17 protein-coding genes are annotated in these 20,195 nt (G+C 45.5%); 14 read left to right on the plus strand and 3 right to left on the minus strand.

The genetic code is table 11. The features are described from left to right. Window positions 1-38 precede the first annotated feature (38 nt). Window positions 39-1,808, minus strand: coding sequence for a PglL family O-oligosaccharyltransferase (locus OCU77_RS01650; protein WP_107303010.1), 1,770 nt, complete (start codon window positions 1,806-1,808; stop codon window positions 39-41). Window positions 1,809-1,912: 104 nt separating this feature from the next. Continuing rightward, window positions 1,913-4,747, minus strand: a complete 2,835-nt coding sequence (uvrA, locus tag OCU77_RS01655; protein WP_048899183.1) for an excinuclease ABC subunit UvrA — start codon at window positions 4,745-4,747, stop codon at window positions 1,913-1,915. Window positions 4,748-5,000: 253 nt separating this feature from the next. On the opposite strand from uvrA, the gene OCU77_RS01660 reads away from it, so the two are divergent. After that, window positions 5,001-5,561: a single-stranded DNA-binding protein gene (locus tag OCU77_RS01660; protein WP_048899184.1), complete on the plus strand. Its 561-nt coding sequence runs from the start codon at window positions 5,001-5,003 to the stop codon at window positions 5,559-5,561. A gap of 93 nt (window positions 5,562-5,654) precedes the next feature. On the opposite strand, the gene OCU77_RS01665 is transcribed toward OCU77_RS01660, so the two are convergent. Next, window positions 5,655-6,542 (minus strand): LysR family transcriptional regulator, encoded by an 888-nt coding sequence (locus OCU77_RS01665; RefSeq protein ID WP_048899185.1) that lies wholly within the window; start codon window positions 6,540-6,542, stop codon window positions 5,655-5,657. A gap of 212 nt (window positions 6,543-6,754) precedes the next feature. On the opposite strand from OCU77_RS01665, the gene csrD reads away from it, so the two are divergent. The 13 genes from csrD (at window position 6,755) to OCU77_RS01730 (ending at window position 20,193) form a co-directional block, all read left to right on the plus strand. Continuing rightward, on the plus strand, window positions 6,755-8,692 hold the full coding sequence (gene csrD / locus OCU77_RS01670) for an RNase E specificity factor CsrD (RefSeq protein WP_048899186.1): 1,938 nt from the start codon (window positions 6,755-6,757) through the stop codon (window positions 8,690-8,692). Window positions 8,693-8,842: 150 nt separating this feature from the next. Beyond that, entirely contained in the window at window positions 8,843-10,330 is a 1,488-nt protein-coding gene (locus OCU77_RS01675; RefSeq protein ID WP_048899187.1) for a PilN domain-containing protein, read from the plus strand. Further along, window positions 10,327-10,965 carry a type 4a pilus biogenesis protein PilO gene (pilO, locus tag OCU77_RS01680; RefSeq protein WP_239685991.1) on the plus strand — a complete coding sequence of 213 codons (639 nt, stop codon included), beginning with the start codon at window positions 10,327-10,329 and terminating at the stop codon, window positions 10,963-10,965. The genes OCU77_RS01675 and pilO overlap by 4 nt, the downstream gene beginning before the upstream one ends. Then, entirely contained in the window at window positions 10,958-11,314 is a 357-nt protein-coding gene (locus tag OCU77_RS01685) for an MSHA biogenesis protein MshK (RefSeq protein WP_239685992.1), read from the plus strand. Before pilO ends, OCU77_RS01685 begins: the two co-directional genes overlap by 8 nt. A 15-nt stretch (window positions 11,315-11,329) precedes the next feature. Next, on the plus strand, window positions 11,330-13,015 hold the full coding sequence (gene mshL, locus OCU77_RS01690; RefSeq protein WP_048899188.1) for a pilus (MSHA type) biogenesis protein MshL: 1,686 nt from the start codon (window positions 11,330-11,332) through the stop codon (window positions 13,013-13,015). A gap of 11 nt (window positions 13,016-13,026) precedes the next feature. Then, window positions 13,027-13,875, plus strand: coding sequence for an ExeA family protein (locus OCU77_RS01695; protein WP_048899189.1), 849 nt, complete (start codon window positions 13,027-13,029; stop codon window positions 13,873-13,875). Further along, on the plus strand, window positions 13,872-15,113 hold the full coding sequence (locus OCU77_RS01700; RefSeq protein WP_048899190.1) for a tetratricopeptide repeat protein: 1,242 nt from the start codon (window positions 13,872-13,874) through the stop codon (window positions 15,111-15,113). The genes OCU77_RS01695 and OCU77_RS01700 overlap by 4 nt, the downstream gene beginning before the upstream one ends. A 3-nt stretch (window positions 15,114-15,116) precedes the next feature. After that, entirely contained in the window at window positions 15,117-16,832 is a 1,716-nt protein-coding gene (locus tag OCU77_RS01705) for a GspE/PulE family protein (protein ID WP_048899191.1), read from the plus strand. 11 nt (window positions 16,833-16,843) lie between these two features. Next, complete coding sequence (locus tag OCU77_RS01710; protein WP_107303009.1) at window positions 16,844-18,064, plus strand: type II secretion system F family protein; 1,221 nt, start codon at window positions 16,844-16,846, stop codon at window positions 18,062-18,064. 88 nt (window positions 18,065-18,152) lie between these two features. Next, window positions 18,153-18,530 (plus strand): hypothetical protein, encoded by a 378-nt coding sequence (locus OCU77_RS01715; RefSeq protein ID WP_144414911.1) that lies wholly within the window; start codon window positions 18,153-18,155, stop codon window positions 18,528-18,530. A 25-nt stretch (window positions 18,531-18,555) separates the two neighbouring features. Then, window positions 18,556-19,146 (plus strand): prepilin-type N-terminal cleavage/methylation domain-containing protein, encoded by a 591-nt coding sequence (locus tag OCU77_RS01720; protein WP_048899193.1) that lies wholly within the window; start codon window positions 18,556-18,558, stop codon window positions 19,144-19,146. A 38-nt stretch (window positions 19,147-19,184) separates the two neighbouring features. Further along, window positions 19,185-19,679 carry a prepilin-type N-terminal cleavage/methylation domain-containing protein gene (locus OCU77_RS01725; protein ID WP_048899194.1) on the plus strand — a complete coding sequence of 165 codons (495 nt, stop codon included), beginning with the start codon at window positions 19,185-19,187 and terminating at the stop codon, window positions 19,677-19,679. Between the two features lie 28 nt (window positions 19,680-19,707). Beyond that, window positions 19,708-20,193: a type II secretion system protein gene (locus OCU77_RS01730; protein ID WP_048899195.1), complete on the plus strand. Its 486-nt coding sequence runs from the start codon at window positions 19,708-19,710 to the stop codon at window positions 20,191-20,193. The last annotated feature ends 2 nt before the right edge of the window (window positions 20,194-20,195 follow it).

Consider the following 20,195-nt stretch of genomic DNA (forward strand, 5'->3'; position numbering starts at 1 on the left):
TTTTTATAGGGGAAATCACCGAGAAAGGTTGAATGTGATTATTCGGTGGCTGGCGTTGCTGATGATGTTGCAGCCGACTGCTTACTCAAAGGTTGAACGGCGAGTGCATCACTAAAATCACCATTAGGAAATAAAAACTCAGCCTCTTGTAGAATTTGCTCGGCATGGTTGTCATCGCCTAATAAGCGATAAGACACAATCAAATTGCCATACAGTTGTTCTCGTGGCCATGTTTTTGCTTTTACTGTTGCCCAACGAATGTACTCTTCGATTAATTCCGGCTTATTCAATGTTTGCGCTAATTCTAATTGAGGTTGGTGCAGTGCCCATTCATAGCGATGCTTCCATGCCCATGGATTATTGACCTTCATTAAATAATCAATATTTAGCGGTAACGTTGTCTCAAATTTTGTCAGCATGCGGCCTGAATAGAGCGTCGTGATCATATAACTACTCACGAGTAGCGGCAGTAATAGGGCTGCAACCTTAATCCCTAATACGTAACTCAGAGGCTTTTTACTGTATTTCGCTGTGAGGTTATCTACCCAATAAATCAGGATGATAAAGATCGCCCAATGCACGAGTGAGTGATAAAACGGATACTCTAGCTGTGTGTGTAATGTGATGGGAAAAAACAAGGCGACAAGTGCCAGTTGCGTGCCTTCGCGTGCTTTACGTATTTTAAATACAACAGCGGCAGCGGCAAGCAGTAAGGCAATTAGTGGGACTATGCCTCCTTCAGCAGCCCAAAACGTTAGTTCATTGTGCGGGTGATCCAGTGCGGGCAATCCTGCAGGTTGTGACGGATCCGCTTGATGCCAACGTGCAGTCTGGGTGAGATAAGACACTTCAAACGTACCATAGCCATAACCTGTTAAGGGTTCCGTGGTAAACATCTTAAATGATTGTGGAATATGAATAGAGCGTGGGCTTTTGAGGCTGACTCTATCTTCTTGTGCTGACCAGTCTGTAGATTGATTGATGGCATAAGAGGTTGTTAGGCCGAGTACTATCATCAATAACCACATCCGCCACTGCGCTTTAGCGGCGAATTGTTTTAGATATGGAATCAGTAATGCGACACCAATCATTGCGCCAAGCCAGCCTGTTCGGGAGCTTAATACGATCAAAATAGGTATGATCAAGACTGGCGTAATCAGCAGCAGTAGTTGCTGAAAAGACCATTTACCACGGTACATGGGCATACGTGCCAGTAAATAACCAGACAGTACTAATCCTGTCGCCAAGAAACTTGCCATCACATTAGGTTGCTGGAAAATACCATGGGGACGACTTTTGCTTGGATCAAAACCAAAGGCATTCTGTGGCTCTATCCATAAATATTGATACCAGCCAAACAGGGTTTGCGTCAGTATTCCTAGCAAGATGAACCATAAAATGAGTTGACGACGGCTAGGGGTGAAAGCGAATTGTTGCAGGGCAACAAAGAATAAAAAACCAGCCCATAATCCAATGATACGATCACTGGCTGCAGCAACATCTGCGTTGCTGTAGAACATAGGGATGGATAATAAAATACAGCAAACAAACAGTACAAGTGTCAGTCGAGTGTAGCGCCAGATGCGTTGGCGACTGATTTCCAATAAACCTACACCAATCGCAAAGCTAAAAGGCATCCAGCTGGTGGCATTAAAGGGAAGCTCTAATCCTGAGCCGCCAGGGTTATGTTGAAAATAGAGCAAGGCATGTACAAACAGCGCACAAAGGGCCGCGAGAAAAGGTTTAACCAAAGGTTTACTGATCCCAGGTTGAGCGAGCCGGGTTCCTTGGATATGTAGCACTGTCATCTTGCATCCATTAGTGATCGTTTAAAGAGGCGAGGTAGGTATCATAAACAAAAAGCAGGTAACCGAATGATCACCTGCTTTGGCTTATGACATTATATTGTCGATTATTGAAGGGTCGAAAGCATTGGCTTTAAAAAGCGTGCGGTATGTGATCCTTCGACTAATGCCACTTCTTCTGGTGTGCCAGTGGCAATAATTTTACCACCACCACTACCGCCTTCTGGGCCTAAATCGATGATCCAATCCGCTGTTTTAATGACATCGAGATTATGCTCGATAACGACGATGGTATTGCCATGTTCGCGCAAGCGATGCAGCACCACTAACAGCTGTTGGATATCATGGAAATGAAGGCCCGTTGTCGGTTCATCCAGAATATATAATGTTTTGCCTGTATCGCGTTTAGATAGCTCGCGTGCCAATTTCACCCGTTGTGCTTCACCACCCGATAAGGTCGTCGCAGCTTGGCCTAGGCGAATATATGATAAACCCACATCCATCAGGGTTTGTAGTTTTCTTGCAATCGCTGGAACGGGGTCAAAAAATTGACGAGCATCTTCGACGGTCAAGTCTAACACCTCATCAATGGTTTTTCCCTTGTATTTTACTTCTAACGTTTCACGGTTATAGCGCTTGCCTTTACACATGTCACACGGCACATAGACGTCTGGCAAAAAGTGCATTTCGACTTTGATAACGCCATCACCTTGGCAGGCTTCACAGCGCCCCCCTTTAACATTAAAGCTAAATCGGCCCGGCTTATAACCTCGTGCTCGAGACTCTTGGGTACCGGCAAATAACTCGCGGATAGGCGTAAAGATCCCAGTATAAGTTGCAGGATTAGAGCGTGGGGTGCGGCCTATCGGGCTTTGATCGATATCGATAACTTTATCGAAATGCTCGAGATCTTGGATTTCGCGATAAGGGGCGATTTCTCCCGTTGTCGCGCCATTAAGTTGGTGGTGAGCAATACGAAAGAAGGTATCATTGATCAAGGTTGATTTGCCTGATCCAGAGACCCCCGTGATACAGGTAAAGAGTCCGACTGGAATTTCCACATCAACATTGTTGAGGTTGTTACCACTTGCGCCAAGGAGCTTCACTGTCTTGGCAGGATCCATAGGTATACGATGTTCTGGGATCGCGATAGCTTGCTTGCCACTCAAATACTGACCTGTCAGAGAGTCTGGGGATTGCAGGATATCCGCCATGGTACCCTCGGCAATAACCTGACCACCATGAACGCCTGCGCCTGGACCAATATCGATCACATGATCGGCCGCGCGAATCGCATCTTCGTCGTGTTCAACCACGATCACTGTGTTACCTAAATCACGCAGATGAGTCAGGGTTTTGAGCAAACGCTCGTTATCACGCTGGTGTAAGCCAATTGAAGGCTCATCCAACACATACATCACGCCCACTAAACCTGCACCAATCTGGCTCGCCAAGCGAATACGTTGTGCTTCCCCCCCTGAGAGGGTATCGGCACCACGAGAAAGGTTGAGGTAATTCAGGCCAACATTGACTAAAAATGACAAACGATCGCGGATCTCTTTTAAGATCTTCTCCGCAATTTTGGCGCGTTGCCCGGCAAGGTTGAGTTGCTCAAAGAAAGTCAGCGCTTCTTGAATACTAAGTTCACAGATTTCAGGAAGCGTTGTTTCGGTGATGAATACATTGCGCGCTTCTTGGCGTAAGCGTGAACCATCACAGCTGGCACAGGGCTTTTTAGAGACAAATTTGCTGAGCTCTTCACGCACTGCATTGGATTCAGTTTCACGGTAACGGCGCTCCATATTATTGAGGATCCCCTCAAAAGGATGTCGACGTACTGTGATATCACCACGATCATTGATGTACTTAAACTCAATATTCGTTTTTCCTGAGCCATTTAAAATGATCGCTTGGGTTTTCTTCGGTAATTCACTAAACGGGCTCTCCACATCAAAGCCGTAGTGATCAGCCAAGGAGTTGAGCATTTGGAAATAATAGAAGTTGCGCTTATCCCAGCCACGAATAGCGCCGCCAGAAAGACTGAGCTCTTCGTTTTGAACTACTCGCGCAGGATCAAAATATTGTTGTACACCTAAGCCGTCACAGGTACCACAAGCCCCCGCTGGGTTATTAAAAGAGAACAGGCGAGGCTCAAGCTCTTGCATACTGTAACCACAATGTGGACAGGCAAAATTGGCAGAGAATACGATGTCTTCATGCTCACCTTCTGTCATCGGAGTAACAGTAACTGTACCGCCTGAAAGCTCTAAAGCCGTTTCAAAAGACTCGGCAAGACGCTGCTGCAGATCATCACGCACTTTAAAGCGATCCACGACCACCTCAATGGTGTGTTTTTTGTGAAGTTCTAGCGTAGGTGGATCGGATAGATCGCAAACCTCGCCATCAACGCGTGCACGGATATAACCTTGGGCAGCAAGATTGGCGAGCGTTTTAACGTGTTCACCTTTGCGATCTTGCACGATTGGGGCGAGCAGCATCATTTTGCTACCTTCAGGTAGCGATAAGACTTTGTCGACCATCTGGCTGACTGTCTGCGCCGCAAGAGTCACATTGTGGGTAGGACAACGAGGCTCACCAACACGGGCGTATAATAGTCGTAGATAATCGTAGATTTCAGTGATGGTACCTACGGTTGAGCGTGGGTTATGGGATGTCGATTTTTGTTCGATTGAGATCGCAGGAGATAAGCCTTCGATGTGGTCAACATCGGGCTTTTCCATCAGCGATAAAAATTGGCGTGCGTAGGCAGATAATGATTCAACATAGCGGCGTTGGCCTTCTGCATAGAGGGTATCGAAGGCTAGCGAGGATTTACCTGAACCGGATAGCCCCGTGATAACAATCAGCTTGTCACGTGGGATAGTAAGATTGATATTCTTGAGGTTATGCGTACGCGCACCTCTGACTTCGATTTGATCCATAACCTACCGACTAATATAGATGACAATTAAGACAATGATTATGGCATAGGGTTTTGGGGCTTGAAAGCGTTAGCTGTATAAAGATACAGTAATATGGCAAGGTGATGAGATAACTATCGCAGCTTGGCTAGCGCTATTTCGGTGAAGCATAGCCGTCAGATAGTTATCCATGATAGACTTCGCGATCACATCTAAACTTACATTTGTAGCAGCGACGAATAGACGCTGCGTCTGAAGAAATTTGGAGCTAACTATGGCCAGTCGTGGCGTAAATAAAGTTATCCTAGTCGGTAACTTAGGTAATGACCCAGAGATCCGTTACATGCCAAGCGGCGGTGCAGTAGCAAACATCACTATTGCTACTTCAGAGTCATGGCGTGATAAAAACACTGGCGAACAACGTGAGAAAACAGAATGGCACCGTGTGGCGCTATTCGGTAAAGTTGCAGAAGTTGCTGGTGAATACCTACGTAAAGGCTCACAAGTTTACATTGAAGGCCAACTACAAACGCGTAAGTGGCAAGATCAAAACGGCCAAGAACGTTACACAACAGAAGTTGTTGTTCAAGGCTTTAACGGCACAATGCAAATGCTTGGTGGTCGTCAAGGCGGCGGTCAAGGTATGGGTGCACAAGGTGGCATGGGCGGCGGTCAGCAGCAAGGTAACTGGGGTCAACCTCAACAACCTGCAGCGCAACAGCAGAATAATTTTGCACCACAGCAGCAATCTGCTCCGCAACAAGCGCCAGCTCAACAGCCACAGCAGCAATACAATGAGCCACCAATGGACTTTGATGACGATATCCCGTTCTGAGGATCTTCGTACTGACAGTCGATGATAATAGTTGGCAAACGATAATAAAAAAAGCAGCGTTTCTCGCTGCTTTTTTGTGTCCGTCAGTTACTGTTATGCGCTCAACGGTGTGGCTTTCTCTTTAATAAAATCAATAAAGAGCTTGGTTTTAACGTGATTGTAATCCAGCTTAGGATAGTAAGCGTAAGCGGTACCTGTGGCTTGTTTCAATTCAGGTAATACAGGGACGAGTAGCCCCTTTCCGAGCTCACGCTTGATAGTATTCTCACCAGTTAAAATGATCCCCATACCAGCGACAGCAGCTGCCACTAACGCTTCGGGATTTTGAGTCGTAAAATTCCCGCGTAAGCGAAGCTGAATGTCATTCTCGAATACATGCACTTGCTCATGGCCATACACCCCAAACAACAAGCAATTATGCTGAGTCAGTTGTTCTGCTGTTTCAATTAACGGCTTACTCGCTAAGTAAGATGGCGCAGCATAAAAACAGGGTTGGAAATTAAAGAGTTTGGTTGCGATATAGCTCGATGAATTAAAATCAGTGAGCTCGCGCGTGATAAAAACATCCAAGTTTAAATCCGGTAATTGACCTGCAGTGATCGTATGCAGCTCCACCTGAATATTTGGGTAGCGCTCCATAAACTCCGCAAGATAGTGCACTAACACACGGCTTCCCGTCGCAAGTGGTGCGCCAATGCGAAGTACACCACTGACTTCCCCGTAGGCCGATGTCGTTTCTGCCAGCATTTGATGCCAGTCATCTAATAAACGCGTGCTTCTTTGATAAAACAATTCCCCTGCATCTGTCACGGTTAAACTGCGCGTTGTGCGTTTTAATAGCTGAACGCCGAGCTGTTTTTCGAGCCATGATAGCCGTTTCGAGAGTGCGGAGCTGGATGTGTTGAGCTGAGTTGCGGCTTGCGCGAGCGAGCCTTGGTCAACCACAGTCACGAAACTTTTGGTGCAGGTAATCCAATCCATAAAAATCCAGTGATGAAAGGTACGAAATAACTGAGTCGCAGTTCACATTGCATGCGGAACAAGTGATAATCATTACAAATAAGCAACATTAACGATCATAACAGTCAGTATGTGAAGGCTACACACTGTTTTTGATACTTGTCGGGTAGCGCATTGTAATCATTCAGTAACCCTTTATATTTTATTCAGAACATTATGTGAAGCAGGAAGTTATGAGAAAAGCCTCAGGGATGAAGTTAACCAATCGACTGGTTACTTTTGTCACTCTTATCGTGATTTGTGCCATATTCGTCATTTTTATTGGCGGAGCATTGAGTTTCCGTAAATTAGGGCAAGATTACCTGACACACTACCTTGATGGAGTGGTGGCGGTGATCGATCAAGAGTTGGCCGATCCGCAAGGCTCGCAAGGGTTATCCCGTTGGTTGCCTAAGCTATTGAAGGCCAGCAATGTGGTAGAGCTCGAAGTGGGCAGTGATGCTGGCGTTATTTACTCGTTTCGTGGGCTGCAAAAAATCCAAGACCCTAATATTCTCCATCTGGGCCATTACCAACTTGAGCATAACCCTGGCTTTTATATTGAACTTAAATCCTTGCCACCGTATACCGAGTTCACTTATTCGATAGGCGCGATGTCGTCCATTAGCCTTGCGATTGTCATGATCATTATGGGGCTGGTATGGGGGATGAATTGGCTTCGCCTGCAATTACATGGCTCTGAATTACTAGAAGAGCGTGGACGCATGATATTGGCTGGTCGAGTGACGGACTATGAAGTCGGTGACGAAAAGGAGTGGCCTGCTACTGCGAGTTTAGCGCTTGATCAAATGATTGCGGAGCTCAAAGATGCCCGCCAAGAGCGTAGCCGCTTTGATACCTTTATTCGCACCCATACTTTTCTTGACCAACTGACAGGTGCGGCAAATCGGGTGCTATTTGATAGCCGATTACAGTCAGTCGTACAGGATCAGGAAACCCATGGTGCCGTTATCTTGATCCGTATTGCTGATTGGGATGAGTTATTAGCAGATCAAGGAAAAGAAAATGCAGATGAGCTGGTTCACGATGTGGGAATGATATTGTCTAACTTAATCCAGCGCTATCCTGACACTGTGTTATCTCGATACTTTGATGCCGAATTTGCGATCATGCTTCCTCAGCAGTCTGTAAAAGAAGTGCGTTTGTTCACTAACCAAATGTTGAATGCGTTAGAGCGGTTATTACCGCCAGCACCATTAGAGCCAGATAATTGGTGTCATATAGGTATGACATCTTTTGTTAGCGGTGAGCGACGGGGACGGATCATGGATGAGGCTGATATGGCACTGCGAAGTGCACAGCTACAAGGGGCCAATAATTGGTTTGCGTTTAAAAAAGATCAGCAAACAGAAGACGCACGTGGTAGTGTTCGATGGCGAACCTTGTTGGATGCCGTTTTGAATGCACACGCTATCCAGTTGCATCAGCAACCTGTGATCAGTGCCCATGATGGGCGGATTTTGCAACGCGAGTTACTGGCTCGAATTAAAGATGAGAATGGCGTCCAAATTAAAGCATCACGATTTCTACCTGCAGTTGAGCAAGTGGGTTTCACTATTCGAATGGATAAACAAGTGGTTAGCCAAGCCCTTGCCACACTGAAACGAATGCCTTCCACGGAAGTATTTTCGGTGAACCTGAATGTGACTTCTTTACTTGAGCGAAACTTTGTACGTTGGTTACGTGATGAGTTGTTACAAACCCCTCGCACTGTGCTGAATCGCTTGTCATTTGAGGTGCCAGAGGGAGCATTGGTGAAGCATTTAGATACAATGCGACCGATAGCGCGGATGATTGTGGGATTAGGCTGTAAATTAGTGGTTGATCAGGCTGGTCGTACGATAGTGAGCACGCATTATATTAAAGACATTAATGTTGATTATATAAAGCTGCATCGTAGCTTAGTACGTGAGATTAATTTGCGGCAAGAAAATCAACTTTTTGTTCGCTCAATGCTCGGTGCATGTGGTGATAGTCGTGCCGAGGTAATAGCCGTGGGTGTTGAGAATGAAAAAGAGTGGAATGTATTGAAATCACTAGGGGTACATGCCGGGCAAGGGCGTTACTTTTCACCGGAAATGAGCTTAGAAAAATATTTGCTTACTGATTAAGAAAGAACCAAGGGTATATTTTGGAATACTTTTAAAAAGTGATTGTTTAACATACTTATTATGAATATTTTAGGGTAAAATAGTCAAACTATTGACGTGGTGGGTTATACCACTAGTTGTATTGCTTAATTGCCGTCGAATTGGAAAGCCATGAAAACTCACTCTTTTTTCAGCCGTTTTATTAAAAACAAAAAGCAGAGTCCTGTTATCAGTCTGGCTGTGTTTCCAGAATCGATTTCGTTAGTCTTTGAGTCACAATCATTATGGGTCGTTGATAACCATGATGCGACGACTAATGTTCAGCGTGAATCTGCCATAGATGCGCTATTAACAAAACATCAATTAGTGGGTTGCCAAGTTAAACTGGTGATAGGTCATGGTTTATATCAATCCTTATTGATTGAAAAGCCTGAAATCCCACAAGAAGAACTCTCGACGGCTTTGCCTTTTTTGATCAAAGATTTGGTCAATGAATCACCAATGGAGCTGGTTGCCGGTGGTTTTCCTGCACCGCTAAAAGAGCGCTTACAAGTTTTTGCTGCTGGGCGAAAAACATTAGAACCCTTAATTAAAGCGGTGGCAAAAGCGGGCAGTGAAGTTGATTCTATTTCAACAGAAGAAGTGCAATGGGGCGCCTTAACCTCGTCGACCATGAGCCAGCTTATCTTGCATCGTCGAGAAAACGCCGGGCTGCAACTCACGGCTTTTAAACAGCAAGTCATGTGTTTTCAACGTCAGCTGCGTGGCGTACGTTTTCCTCTATTAGCTGATGGGGCAAGTGAACAGCAAGTTGCTTTACAGCTTGATAGCCTCGCCCTTGAACTACAGCGCTCGTTAGATTTTTTAAGTGCACAGCTGCGTGATAACCCAATATCTCAATTGTTGATATCGTGCGATGGTGAAGATGACGCTGCTTTAGCACAGGCGCTGAGTGAACGTTTGAGTGTTAAAGTGGTGGCGATAGTCGCGCCTTCTGACACCTTGATCTCTAATGCCTCTCGTATCGCATGGGCCGCTCAAACCTCAATTAAAGAAGCTAACCTCGATCTTTATACCGATAGCTTGAAGCCGCAAACACAATTGCTCACATTGCGTAATGTGATGGCGAGTTGGCTGATTGGTACTATTTTGATGGCAACATTTTTTGGTTGGCAGCAATGGCAAAGCCATGTGGTCGAACAAAAGTTGGCTGCCGAACAGAGTCGATTATCCCTCAAACAAGGCGAAATGAACCGTTTAAAAACCGCGTTAGCACAGCACCTGCCTAGTGAAATTAAAGTGGAGTTAGCGGATAACCTTGAACAGCATGTAGCGACTCAACAAGCGACATTAAATGCGATTGAAGGGCATGATAGCAGCCTACGAGTCGGGTTTGCCGGCATGTTACAACAACTATCAGATGCCGCAAACGGTGATATCTCATTGAACCATATTCATGCGACAGGTCTGTCACTCGATCTCGCTGGTGTTGCTCGTAGCCCTGAATCTGTACCCAGTTGGATTCAAGCGTTTAAAGAGTATGAACACCTGATGGATCGTCGTTTTCAGGTCATGTCGTTAGGGCGTAATGACAACAATATCGTGACATTTAAACTGCAAGCACAGCGAGTGAGTAAAGCGGCAGGAGACGTAAAATGATGAATCTATGGCATCAGCTATCTGACCGTTTTGATGAACTTAGCCAACGCGAGCAGGTGTTAATCTTTGTCTCAGGTTGGATCGCACTGCTGTTTGTTGGATATTTATTGTTTCTTGAGCCTCAAATGAAGCAGTTATCCAGCATCCGCCTTGCTGTGATAAATACCAGTAACCAGTTGATCAATAGTGAAAATCAGGTATTGGTGATGGAGCGCAAACTCAAGGACGATCCTGACGCTGACGTTGATCAGCGTATAGAGCATCTCAGAGTGCAAAATCGCCAACTTAACCAGCAGCTAGAAGGGCGGGTGGGAAGTTTGGTTACCCCGATGCAAATGTCGAACCTGATGGAAGATGTTTTGCGCCGTAGCGATCGTTTGAAACTCGTCAGCTTGCAATCTCAACCTCCAGCACAGTTGATCAGCGGTGAAGATGAAGGTTATTACATTCACCCTGTGCGCCTAAATTTGCGTGGACGATATTTTGATGTCGTCAATTATTTACAGCAGCTGGAAGCCTTGCCTGTGAAGTATTACTGGCAGAGTCTAAATTATCAGGTCGATACATATCCGTGGGCGGACATTCAACTGGATGTGTACACCTTGGGCGAAAGTAAGGACTTTATTGGTGGCTAATCACTGGGTAGTTAATAAGTTGATGGTGAAGTACGTTTTCATGGTTGCACTTGGGGTGGGCATGTTTATAAGTTCTGTGCATGCAAACCAAGATCCAACGGCGCCACTTGGCTGGCAAGCGCCTGTAAAAAAACACACCACGAGCCGAACACGTTTACCACAGCTACAGGGCATCCTTTGTGACGAGCAAAGCCGGTGCACCGCTATTTTAAATAATAAAGTGGTCAGTATTGGTGGGCGTATCAGTGGGTACACCTTATCGTCAATACAAGATGAAAGCGTCATGTTACGTCGCGGCAGTAAACAGTGGCGACTTGAAATGTTCGCTGAAAATATAAAAACACATTAAGGGTTAGTAGTTAAGATGCGTAGATTAGTTATTGGAGTGCTTTTAGCGTCGTTAATTGGCTGCTCAACTAACATGGGACACCGTGATCCCGTTGAAATCAAGCAAGAACTTAATGCCGCCGCGAATGAAGCAAGCAGTCGACCGTTGACGGATTTGCCGCCAGCGGTCAGCAACGATTTGATGCCAAGTTTAGATGGCAAAGACTTTGCCTCAACCTCGTCATTAGAGAAGCGCTTTCGCGTTAACGCTCGCAATGTGGATGCTCGTGTTTTCTTTGGCAGCTTGGTCAAAGGCACACCATTTAACATGGTGATCCACCCTAAAGTAACTGGGCGTATTTCGTTAACGTTGCGCGATGTGACCTTGGATGAAGTATTAGCCGTCGTGTCAGATATCTACGGCTATAACGCGACACGTCAAGGCAATATCATCAAAGTATTCCCTGCCACTTTACGTACTGAAGTGATCCCTGTTGATTACTTGCAATTACAGCGTCGCGGAGTGTCATTAACATCGCTGACGACAGGCTCTATGACAAGCAATAACCAGAATTCAAATTCTAATTCTGGGTCGAAATCGAGTAACAGTAATAGCTCCAATAAAAATAATAACAACTCGAACAATTCCAATAAAAAAACAACCACACCAACAGGCGGTAGTAGCATTGAGACCGTGTCTGAAAGTGATTTTTGGGCGCAGTTAGAAAAAGCCGTGACTGCGATGATCGGTAATGGTCAGGGGCGTAGCATAGTGGTATCACCACAAGCGAGCTTGATCAGTGTCCGTGCTTATCCCAATGAATTACGTGAAGTGAAAGAGTTCTTGGGGATTTCTCAAGAGCGTCTAAAACGCCAAGTTGTCTTGGAAGCCAAGATCATGGAAGTCACCTTGAATGATGGTTATCAGCAAGGAGTGAACTGGAGCAATATTACTTCAAGTATTGGTGGTACAGACATTATCTTTGGTCGTACGGCAGCAAATGCCGCAGCGGGCGTAGTCCCTCTGCCTGGTGGTGACGCCATTGCAGCAGCATTAGGTGGACAAACAAACATCACCATTAAGGACGGCAATTTTGAAGCTGTATTGAGTTTCTTAGAAACCCAAGGCGATTTGAATGTGCTATCCAGCCCACGAGTGACAGCGGCGAACAACCAAAAAGCGATCATTAAAGTGGGTGGAGATGAGTATTTTGTAACAGATATTTCAGGTGGTGAAGTGAATGGCGATAACAGCACTGCGTCACCCGATATTGAACTTACCCCGTTTTTCTCTGGTATCTCGTTAGATGTCACGCCACAAATCAATGACAGTGATGAAGTGTTATTACATGTTCACCCTGCAGTGGTAGACGTGGTCACTGAATCAAAAGAAATTGATTTGGGTAATACATTCGGTGTGTATAAATTACCGCTAGCGAAAAGTTCGATTCGCGAGTCAGACTCTGTCATCCATGCACGCAGTGGTGATGTTGTGGTGATCGGTGGCTTGATGAAGTCACAGACGGCAGATCAAGTCTCTAAAGTTCCTTTACTGGGTGATATTCCTGCACTTGGCCACCTTTTCCGTAACGTGAATAAAATCACGCAAAAAACGGAATTGGTTATTTTGCTTAAACCAACAGTTGTGGGTGAGCAAACATGGCAAAAAGAAATTGAACGTTCTCGTGCGCTTGTGACGGAATGGTTCCCTGAAGACAATTAAGCCGCTGCAGTATGTATGAATCGTACTTTGGCTGTAAGCAGTCGCCCTTCATGCTAACGCCTAATACGGCAATGTTTCATGCATTGCCGCCTCACCTTGAAGCGATTCAAACTGCGTTGGCTGCGCTAGAAATGGGTGAAGGTATCGTACACATATCGGGAGAGGTCGGCACGGGAAAAACCTTGGTGTGCCGTATGTTGATCAATCAACTGCCGGCTCATTTCGATTTGGCCTATTTGCCGACACCAGCGGCTTCGGCACAAGAATTACGTGTTGCGATTGCCAATGAGTTAAATGTTGCCAGTGAGGGGGATATGACCGCTCTCACTGCGCGTTTGCACCGTGAACTGATCAGCCGTAAAGAAAAGGGGCAGTCAGTCGTGGTGATTCTAGATGAAGCACAGGCGTTGCCAGATGAAGCGTTAGAGGCGATTCGTTTACTGGGTAACCTTGAAACAGAGCAAGAGAAATTGCTGCATATTGTGCTTATCGGTCAACCTGAATTGGATGCGCGATTACAGCAGCACCACTTGCGTCAGTTTCTGCAGCGCGTGACATTTAAAGCGACATTACGTCCCTTGGATATCGCAGAAACCATTGCTTATATCGAATATCGTTTAGCCTGTGCCGGGTGCCATCGAACATTATTTTCGTTGCCTTTGTATAAAGCATTATGGCAGTCGAGCCAAGGTATCCCACGAGTTATCAATTTACTGTGCCATAAAGCGCTACTGGCTACGTATAGCCGAAAATTACCTGTTGTGGGTCAGCAAGAGTTATTGCTGGCAATAAAAGAAACCAATGGTGCCCGTCAGCCCCTCTGGACATACCCAATATTATGGGGATGGAAATTAGCATGAGTGAAATTAATAAAATGCTTTCGCGTTTAGCCGCGAAGCAACAGGCCAGCGGTAGTCACCACGGCAATAATAATCAGCAAGCGCCACTGACTGCTGCCAAGGTAACCCCAGTGCCTTCTTCAAAGGCACCACGCTTCATTGTTGGCACTGGCTGCGCTGTGCTATTAGCGGCCAGTGTAGGCTGGTGGTTTGGCCAACAGCCAAATAATCGTGTGGTTGAAAGCACCTCTGAAGAAAATAGCTTTACACCTGTAATGGCGGCTAATGCGGCTGAAATTGCGCCTCATGACGTTGCTTCTCAGGAGCCGGTAATCGTCGCTGAAACTGCAGTGCCAAAGGTGCAGGAAGAGAAACACGTTCAAGCCGTCGTGACGGAGATAGGTCCAGCTAAAACAGTGAATCCTACTTCAACTGATCACTTAACGACTTCGACTGCTGTGATCTCGCCACCTGAGATTAAAAAGCCGGCAGCTAAACTGCATCAAGCAGGGTCGAAAGCTGCTGCTAAGGTTGTGGTCGCTTCTGCGCCTGTAAAGCCCCAGCCTCGTACTGTCCAGCGTGATATTCCAGCCACAAGTGAAGCGCAAGTTGCACAAACGCCTTCTGAGGATGGTGATACCACAGGCGATGAAAGTTTAAGTATTGAAGCGGTTGAATTATCGGGTCAAGAGTTAGCACAAATTGAATATTCGCGAGCAATGAAAGCCGTGAAGTCAGGTAACAGCAAGAAGGCGGTTGAATTTTTAGCAAAAGCTGTCCAGTACAACCCTGATTGGATAGAGGCACGTCAGCGCTTATCGGCGCTGTATTATGGTCGCGGCGAAGTGCGCCAAGCTATTTTAGTGCTACAACATGGCCTTGCTCGCGATAGTGAACAGCCTGAACTACGGCTCACAATGGCTAAATTGTTAGTCAATGAATCTCAGCCTCAAGCCGCTTTAACGGTGTTAAGTGAATTACCAAAGCATGCACCAAGTAAATATCTTGCGATGCGTGGTGCGCTTGCGCAGCAGTTAAAAGACAATACGCGTGCCTTAGAAAGTTATCAGCAACTGGTCAAAAGTGAACCGTTTGATGGGCGCTGGTGGCTGGGTTTGGGTATTGCTCTAGAGCGCACCAATGATGCTGAAAAAGCATTAAATGCCTATCAACAAGCCTTGGCGATGGGGCAGATATCCGCCCAAACACAGCAGTTTATCCAGCAGCGTGTGTCATACCTTCAGTCGCAGGGGAGCTAAACCATGCAGATCCGATTACGTAAACGTCTGGGTGATTTATTGGTTGAAGAAGCCATTATCTCCCAGCAGCAGTTAGAACACGCGCTTGATCAACAGCAAGTGTCAGGCCGAAAGCTGGGCGATACCTTGATTAGCTTGGGCTTTTTAACTGAAAAGCAGATGCTTGAGTTCTTGGCACGTCAACTTGATATCCCATTGGTCGATTTAAATCGCGCCAATATTGATATAGATGCTGTGGCTTTATTGAGTGAAGTACATGCTCGCCGTTTGCGTGCATTAGTGATCGGTCTTCGTGGTGATACCGTTCGTGTAGCAATGAGTGATCCTGCGGATCTGGCGGCACAAGAAGCCATTTTTGATCAGTTGCAGGATTATCGCGTTGAATTGGTGATAGCCAGAGAGCGTCAACTGATAGGATCCTTTGACCGTTATTATCGTCGTACCAAAGAAATTGTCTCTTTTGCTGAACAACTCCAAGCCGAACACCAAAGCGACTCTGATTATACCTTTGGCTTAGAAGATACCGAAAACGACGAAGTCACCGTTGTTAAACTGATTAATTCTCTGTTTGAAGATGCAATCCAAGTCGGCGCATCTGACATTCATATCGAACCCGACACAAATGTTCTGCGTATTCGTCAGCGTATTGATGGTGTGCTCCATGAAACCTTATTGAATGAAGCCAGCGTCGCATCAGCACTTGTCTTGCGCTTAAAACTGATGGGCGGATTAGATATTTCAGAAAAGCGTCTTCCTCAAGATGGCCGCTTTAATGTCAAAGTGCGTGGTCATTCGGTCGATGTGCGTGTATCGACAATGCCGGTGCAGCATGGCGAGTCGGTTGTGATGCGTTTACTGGATCAGTCTGCGGGCATATTAAGCTTAGAAGAAGTCGGCATGCCTGCGGAGCTCTTAGCACGCTTTCGCCGCCAACTTAAACGTCCGCATGGCATGATTTTAGTCACAGGCCCGACAGGTTCAGGTAAAACCACCACCTTATACGGTGCGCTGAGTGAGTTGAATAAACCGGGTAAAAAGTTAATCACCGCAGAAGATCCAGTGGAATACCGCTTACCACGTGTTAACCAAGTACAAGTGAATGCCAAAATTGGCCTGACCTTCTCATCAATATTGCGTACCTTCTTGCGTCAAGACCCCGATATTATTTTGGTGGGCGAAATGCGTGACCAAGAAACGGTTGAAATTGGCTTGCGTTCGGCATTAACAGGACACCTGGTTTTGTCGACGCTGCACACCAACGATGCGGTGGACAGTGCGTTGCGGATGATGGATATGGAAGCGCCAGGTTACCTTGTTGCCAGTGGTGTTAGAGCCGTGTTAGCGCAGCGCTTGGTGCGAAAAGTGTGTGCAGATTGTGGTGAGCCGGAAGAGCTGGATGATGCCAAGCAGCAATGGTTGAAAGCCCGTTTTCCTGATGTTGAAACGGCAGAGTTTCAGCAAGGTCGAGGTTGTCAAAGCTGTAATTTCACGGGTTATCGAGGCCGTATTGGTGTGTTTGAATTACTCGAATTTGATCAAAGTATGATGGATGCCCTGCGTGATAATAATGCGGTGCTATTTAGCCAAATAGCACGTAACAGCACAGGGTATAAGCCCCTAATCAATTCCGCGCTGGATCTGGCGTTAGTTGGTCGAACTAGCTTAGATGAAGTGATTCAGTTGGGCGAAGGGGATTTTATTGATGATACCTTGCTATAGAGAGCAACAGCATGCCGATTTTTAATTATCGTGGGCGTGACAGTCAAGGCAAGATGTTACGTGGCCAACTTGATGCTGCCTCACAAGAAGCAGCCGCGGATATCTTGATGCGCCAAGGCGTTATTCCGCTTGATATACGTCAAGGAAGAGCGAAATCGGCGGGCATTGATCTCAAAGCCCTATTTCAGAGTAGTGTGCCGCTCGACATGTTAGTGATTTTTTGTCGCCAGATGTTCAGTCTGACCAAGGCGGGGGTTCCTTTGCTGCGTTCAATCAATGGATTAGCGCAGAGCTCAAATCACCCTTTGATGAAAGAAACATTGGAAACAGTTGCGGCTGAGCTCACCAATGGCCGTTCATTATCCTCGTCTATGAGTCAGCATCCTCGTGTTTTCTCTGAGCTTTTTGTGTCTATGATTCATATCGGTGAGAACACAGGGCGCTTGGACGATTCGTTATATCAACTTGCACTGTATTATGAGCAAGAGATGGAAACACGCCGCCGTATTAAATCTGCTATGCGTTATCCGATCTTTGTATTATCCGCCATCATGATTGCGATGACAGTGCTTAACATTAAAGTGATCCCACAGTTTGCCTCTATGTTTGAACGCTTTGGGGTTGAGTTGCCATTGCCCACGCGGATCTTAATTGGTACCTCTAACTTCTTTGTAAACTACTGGCCACTTATGTTTGGTGGCTTTGCTGTGGCATGGATTGGTGTGCGTTTATGGCGTAATACGGCAGAAGGCAAAGAAAAGTGGGATGGTTGGCGTTTAAAAGTGCCGATCATTGGCAACATAGTCAATCGTGCACAGTTGTCACGTTTCTCTCGTACATTTTCACTAATGATCCGTGCTGGGGTTCCTCTTAACCAAGCGCTACAAATGGCAGCAGAAGCCTTAGGTAACCGTTATTTAGAAAAACGGTTAATCGAGATGAAAAACGGTATTGAAGGCGGTAATAGTATTTCTCAGACGGCCACTCAGTCTGGTGTGTTTACGCCTTTGGTTTTACAAATGATTGCTGTAGGTGAAGAAACCGGTCAAGTGGATGAGTTACTCCTAGAGGCATCTGATTTCTATGACCGTGAGGTAGATTACGACCTCAAAACGCTAACGGCACGTATTGAGCCGATCTTATTAGCCATTGTTGCTGCTATGGTGCTCGTCTTAGCTTTAGGGATATTTGTCCCAATGTGGAGCATGCTCGATGTTGCCCGAGGCGTTTAATTTACGCCAAGCTGGGCGCTATAAGTTTTTCATTTGGTTTGGCTTGATACTAACGCTTATCTTTGTGTTGCAAAGTGAGTGGCAAAAAGTGAATGAAAAAGCGGAAGATGTCGCCTTGAAGTTAACCATAAACTCATTGTACGAAGGGGCGTCTTCACTAAGGCAATCATGGGAATTGAATAACCGGCCAGAGTATCTGGAAGTTGATGGTGTAAACCTTCACTTTACTACGCTTGGATGGCCGCTTATTGAGAAAAATAATAACCTCGATTGTTATCAACTCTGGCGAATATTAACCCCCGCCAATATTTCGGCACCTTATGTTTCGCTGCTGTACACAAAAGAAGCGAAATCTGTGACTTATGAATCATGTATATACGAAATAAGTACAGGGAAATGGCTGGAATTATTTTACGAAAATGAGACAATAAAGTTTAACGATTTTATGGCAAGAAAAGAGTCGTAAAGTTGACGCTTTGCGTGAGGTTGGTATGAAAAAACAAGTTGGCTTTTCATTAGTTGAATTAGTGATTGTTATTATTGTTGTCGGTTTATTGGCAGTTGCAGCACTTCCTCGCTTTTTGAATGTGACAGATGAAGCTAAAAAAGCATCTATTCAAGGGGTTGCTGGTGGTTATGCGACTGCGGCTTTATCAGCTAGAGCGCAGTGGGAAGCCTACGGTCGTCCTACGGAAGGTTCTGGCGCGAGTCGGGTACAAAAAGTGAATTATGATGGCACTGAATTTTACCTAACAGTAGCAACAACAGACGGTAAAATTAGTGATGGTTACCCGCTGTCGTTAAGTGACAAAAAAATCTCAGCGATAGATAGTTCAGATTGTGTGGATTTAATGCAGAACCTATTGCAGAATCCACCATTAGTGACCAGTAACAGTACAGAAGCACAAACAGGGAAATACCTGTTTTATGTAACGAAAGAAACAGCAGATGCACAAAGTGCATGCCGTTATTATCAGTTAGCGTCAGCTAACGCCCAAGGTGATGTCGTGAGTAATTTAACTTCCGGACATTCATTCATTTATAAGCCTGCAAAAGGGCAAGTTGAAGTAGTGCTTAATTAGCCTATATAACTAAATTATTGAGAAAGTAGGAGTTATTTATGAAGCGTCAAGGTGGTTTCACGCTTATCGAGTTAGTGGTTGTGATTGTTATTTTGGGGATTTTAGCGGTGACAGCTGCGCCTCGATTCTTAAACCTTCAAGGCGATGCGCGAAATGCTGCCCTACAAGGTCTTAAAGGTGCAATCAATGGCGGTGCGGGCATCGTTTACGGTAAAGCTGCGATTGAAGGTAAAGAAAGTAGCAAGGATGTTGTAAATGTTGGTACAGGTAATGCTGCTGTAAAAACAATCTATGGTTACCCGACTGCTACTTCTGCTGGCATTGTTGCAACACTGTCTAACTTTAATGATGATTGGGAAATAGTAAAAAATACAGGGAAAAGTGAAAATGCGGCTGGGACGATCCTGTTAACGTTTAAGCAATATAAAGATACAGAAACGGCAAATATCCCAAGTAAATGTTACGTAACTTACACTGCAGCAGATGCATCTAACCCAGCTAAAGTTACAATTGAAACAGATGCTTGTAAGTAACCCTAATCAAAAATAAAGAGTGAAGATTATGAAACGTCAGAATGGTTTTACCCTGATTGAGCTAGTGGTTGTTATTGTTATTCTAGGTATTTTAGCGGTTACTGCTGCGCCTCGATTCCTTAACTTACAAGGTGATGCGCGAGCGTCAACTTTAGAAGGTTTAAAAGGTGCGATTAATGGCGCGGCTGGTATTGTTTACGGTAAAGCTGCAATTGAAGGAAAAGAGTCAACAGATGGTTCTAGCACTAAAGTTGAAGCAGATGATATTACAGTTAGCTTCGGTTACCCAACGGCGGAGGCTACTGGTATTGTTAAATCAATGAAAATTGATGATTCTGAGTGGGCTGTTGCCTATGATACGACAGCACCTCGAGTTGCGGTATTTGCACAGAAAACGACAGCATTATCTGGTGCTGATAAAGCTAAAATTGAAGGGACTAGTTGCTATATTTCTTACAAAGAAGCAACATCTGGCGCAGAGCCAACTATCGTGGTTACTAAAACAGGCTGTTAATA

The organism is Photobacterium swingsii, from assembly GCF_024346715.1.
In the GTDB taxonomy this organism is placed as follows: Bacteria; Pseudomonadota; Gammaproteobacteria; order Enterobacterales; family Vibrionaceae; genus Photobacterium; species Photobacterium swingsii.

Bases quoted from the DNA above. Each gene is read 5' to 3' on its own strand.
- OCU77_RS01705 (WP_048899191.1), top strand. From the start codon at position 15,117: ATGCAGATCCGATTACGTAAACGTCTGGGTGATTTATTGGTTGAAGAA.
- uvrA (WP_048899183.1), bottom strand. From the start codon at position 4,747: ATGGATCAAATCGAAGTCAGAGGTGCGCGTACGCATAACCTCAAGAAT.
- OCU77_RS01700 (WP_048899190.1), top strand. From the start codon at position 13,872: ATGAGTGAAATTAATAAAATGCTTTCGCGTTTAGCCGCGAAGCAACAG.
- OCU77_RS01730 (WP_048899195.1), top strand. From the start codon at position 19,708: ATGAAACGTCAGAATGGTTTTACCCTGATTGAGCTAGTGGTTGTTATT.
- OCU77_RS01675 (WP_048899187.1), top strand. From the start codon at position 8,843: ATGAAAACTCACTCTTTTTTCAGCCGTTTTATTAAAAACAAAAAGCAG.
- OCU77_RS01725 (WP_048899194.1), top strand. From the start codon at position 19,185: ATGAAGCGTCAAGGTGGTTTCACGCTTATCGAGTTAGTGGTTGTGATT.
- OCU77_RS01720 (WP_048899193.1), top strand. From the start codon at position 18,556: ATGAAAAAACAAGTTGGCTTTTCATTAGTTGAATTAGTGATTGTTATT.
- OCU77_RS01665 (WP_048899185.1), bottom strand. From the start codon at position 6,542: ATGGATTGGATTACCTGCACCAAAAGTTTCGTGACTGTGGTTGACCAA.
- mshL (WP_048899188.1), top strand. From the start codon at position 11,330: ATGCGTAGATTAGTTATTGGAGTGCTTTTAGCGTCGTTAATTGGCTGC.
- csrD (WP_048899186.1), top strand. From the start codon at position 6,755: ATGAGAAAAGCCTCAGGGATGAAGTTAACCAATCGACTGGTTACTTTT.
- OCU77_RS01710 (WP_107303009.1), top strand. From the start codon at position 16,844: ATGCCGATTTTTAATTATCGTGGGCGTGACAGTCAAGGCAAGATGTTA.
- OCU77_RS01650 (WP_107303010.1), bottom strand. From the start codon at position 1,808: ATGACAGTGCTACATATCCAAGGAACCCGGCTCGCTCAACCTGGGATC.
- pilO (WP_239685991.1), top strand. From the start codon at position 10,327: ATGATGAATCTATGGCATCAGCTATCTGACCGTTTTGATGAACTTAGC.
- OCU77_RS01695 (WP_048899189.1), top strand. From the start codon at position 13,027: ATGTATGAATCGTACTTTGGCTGTAAGCAGTCGCCCTTCATGCTAACG.
- OCU77_RS01660 (WP_048899184.1), top strand. From the start codon at position 5,001: ATGGCCAGTCGTGGCGTAAATAAAGTTATCCTAGTCGGTAACTTAGGT.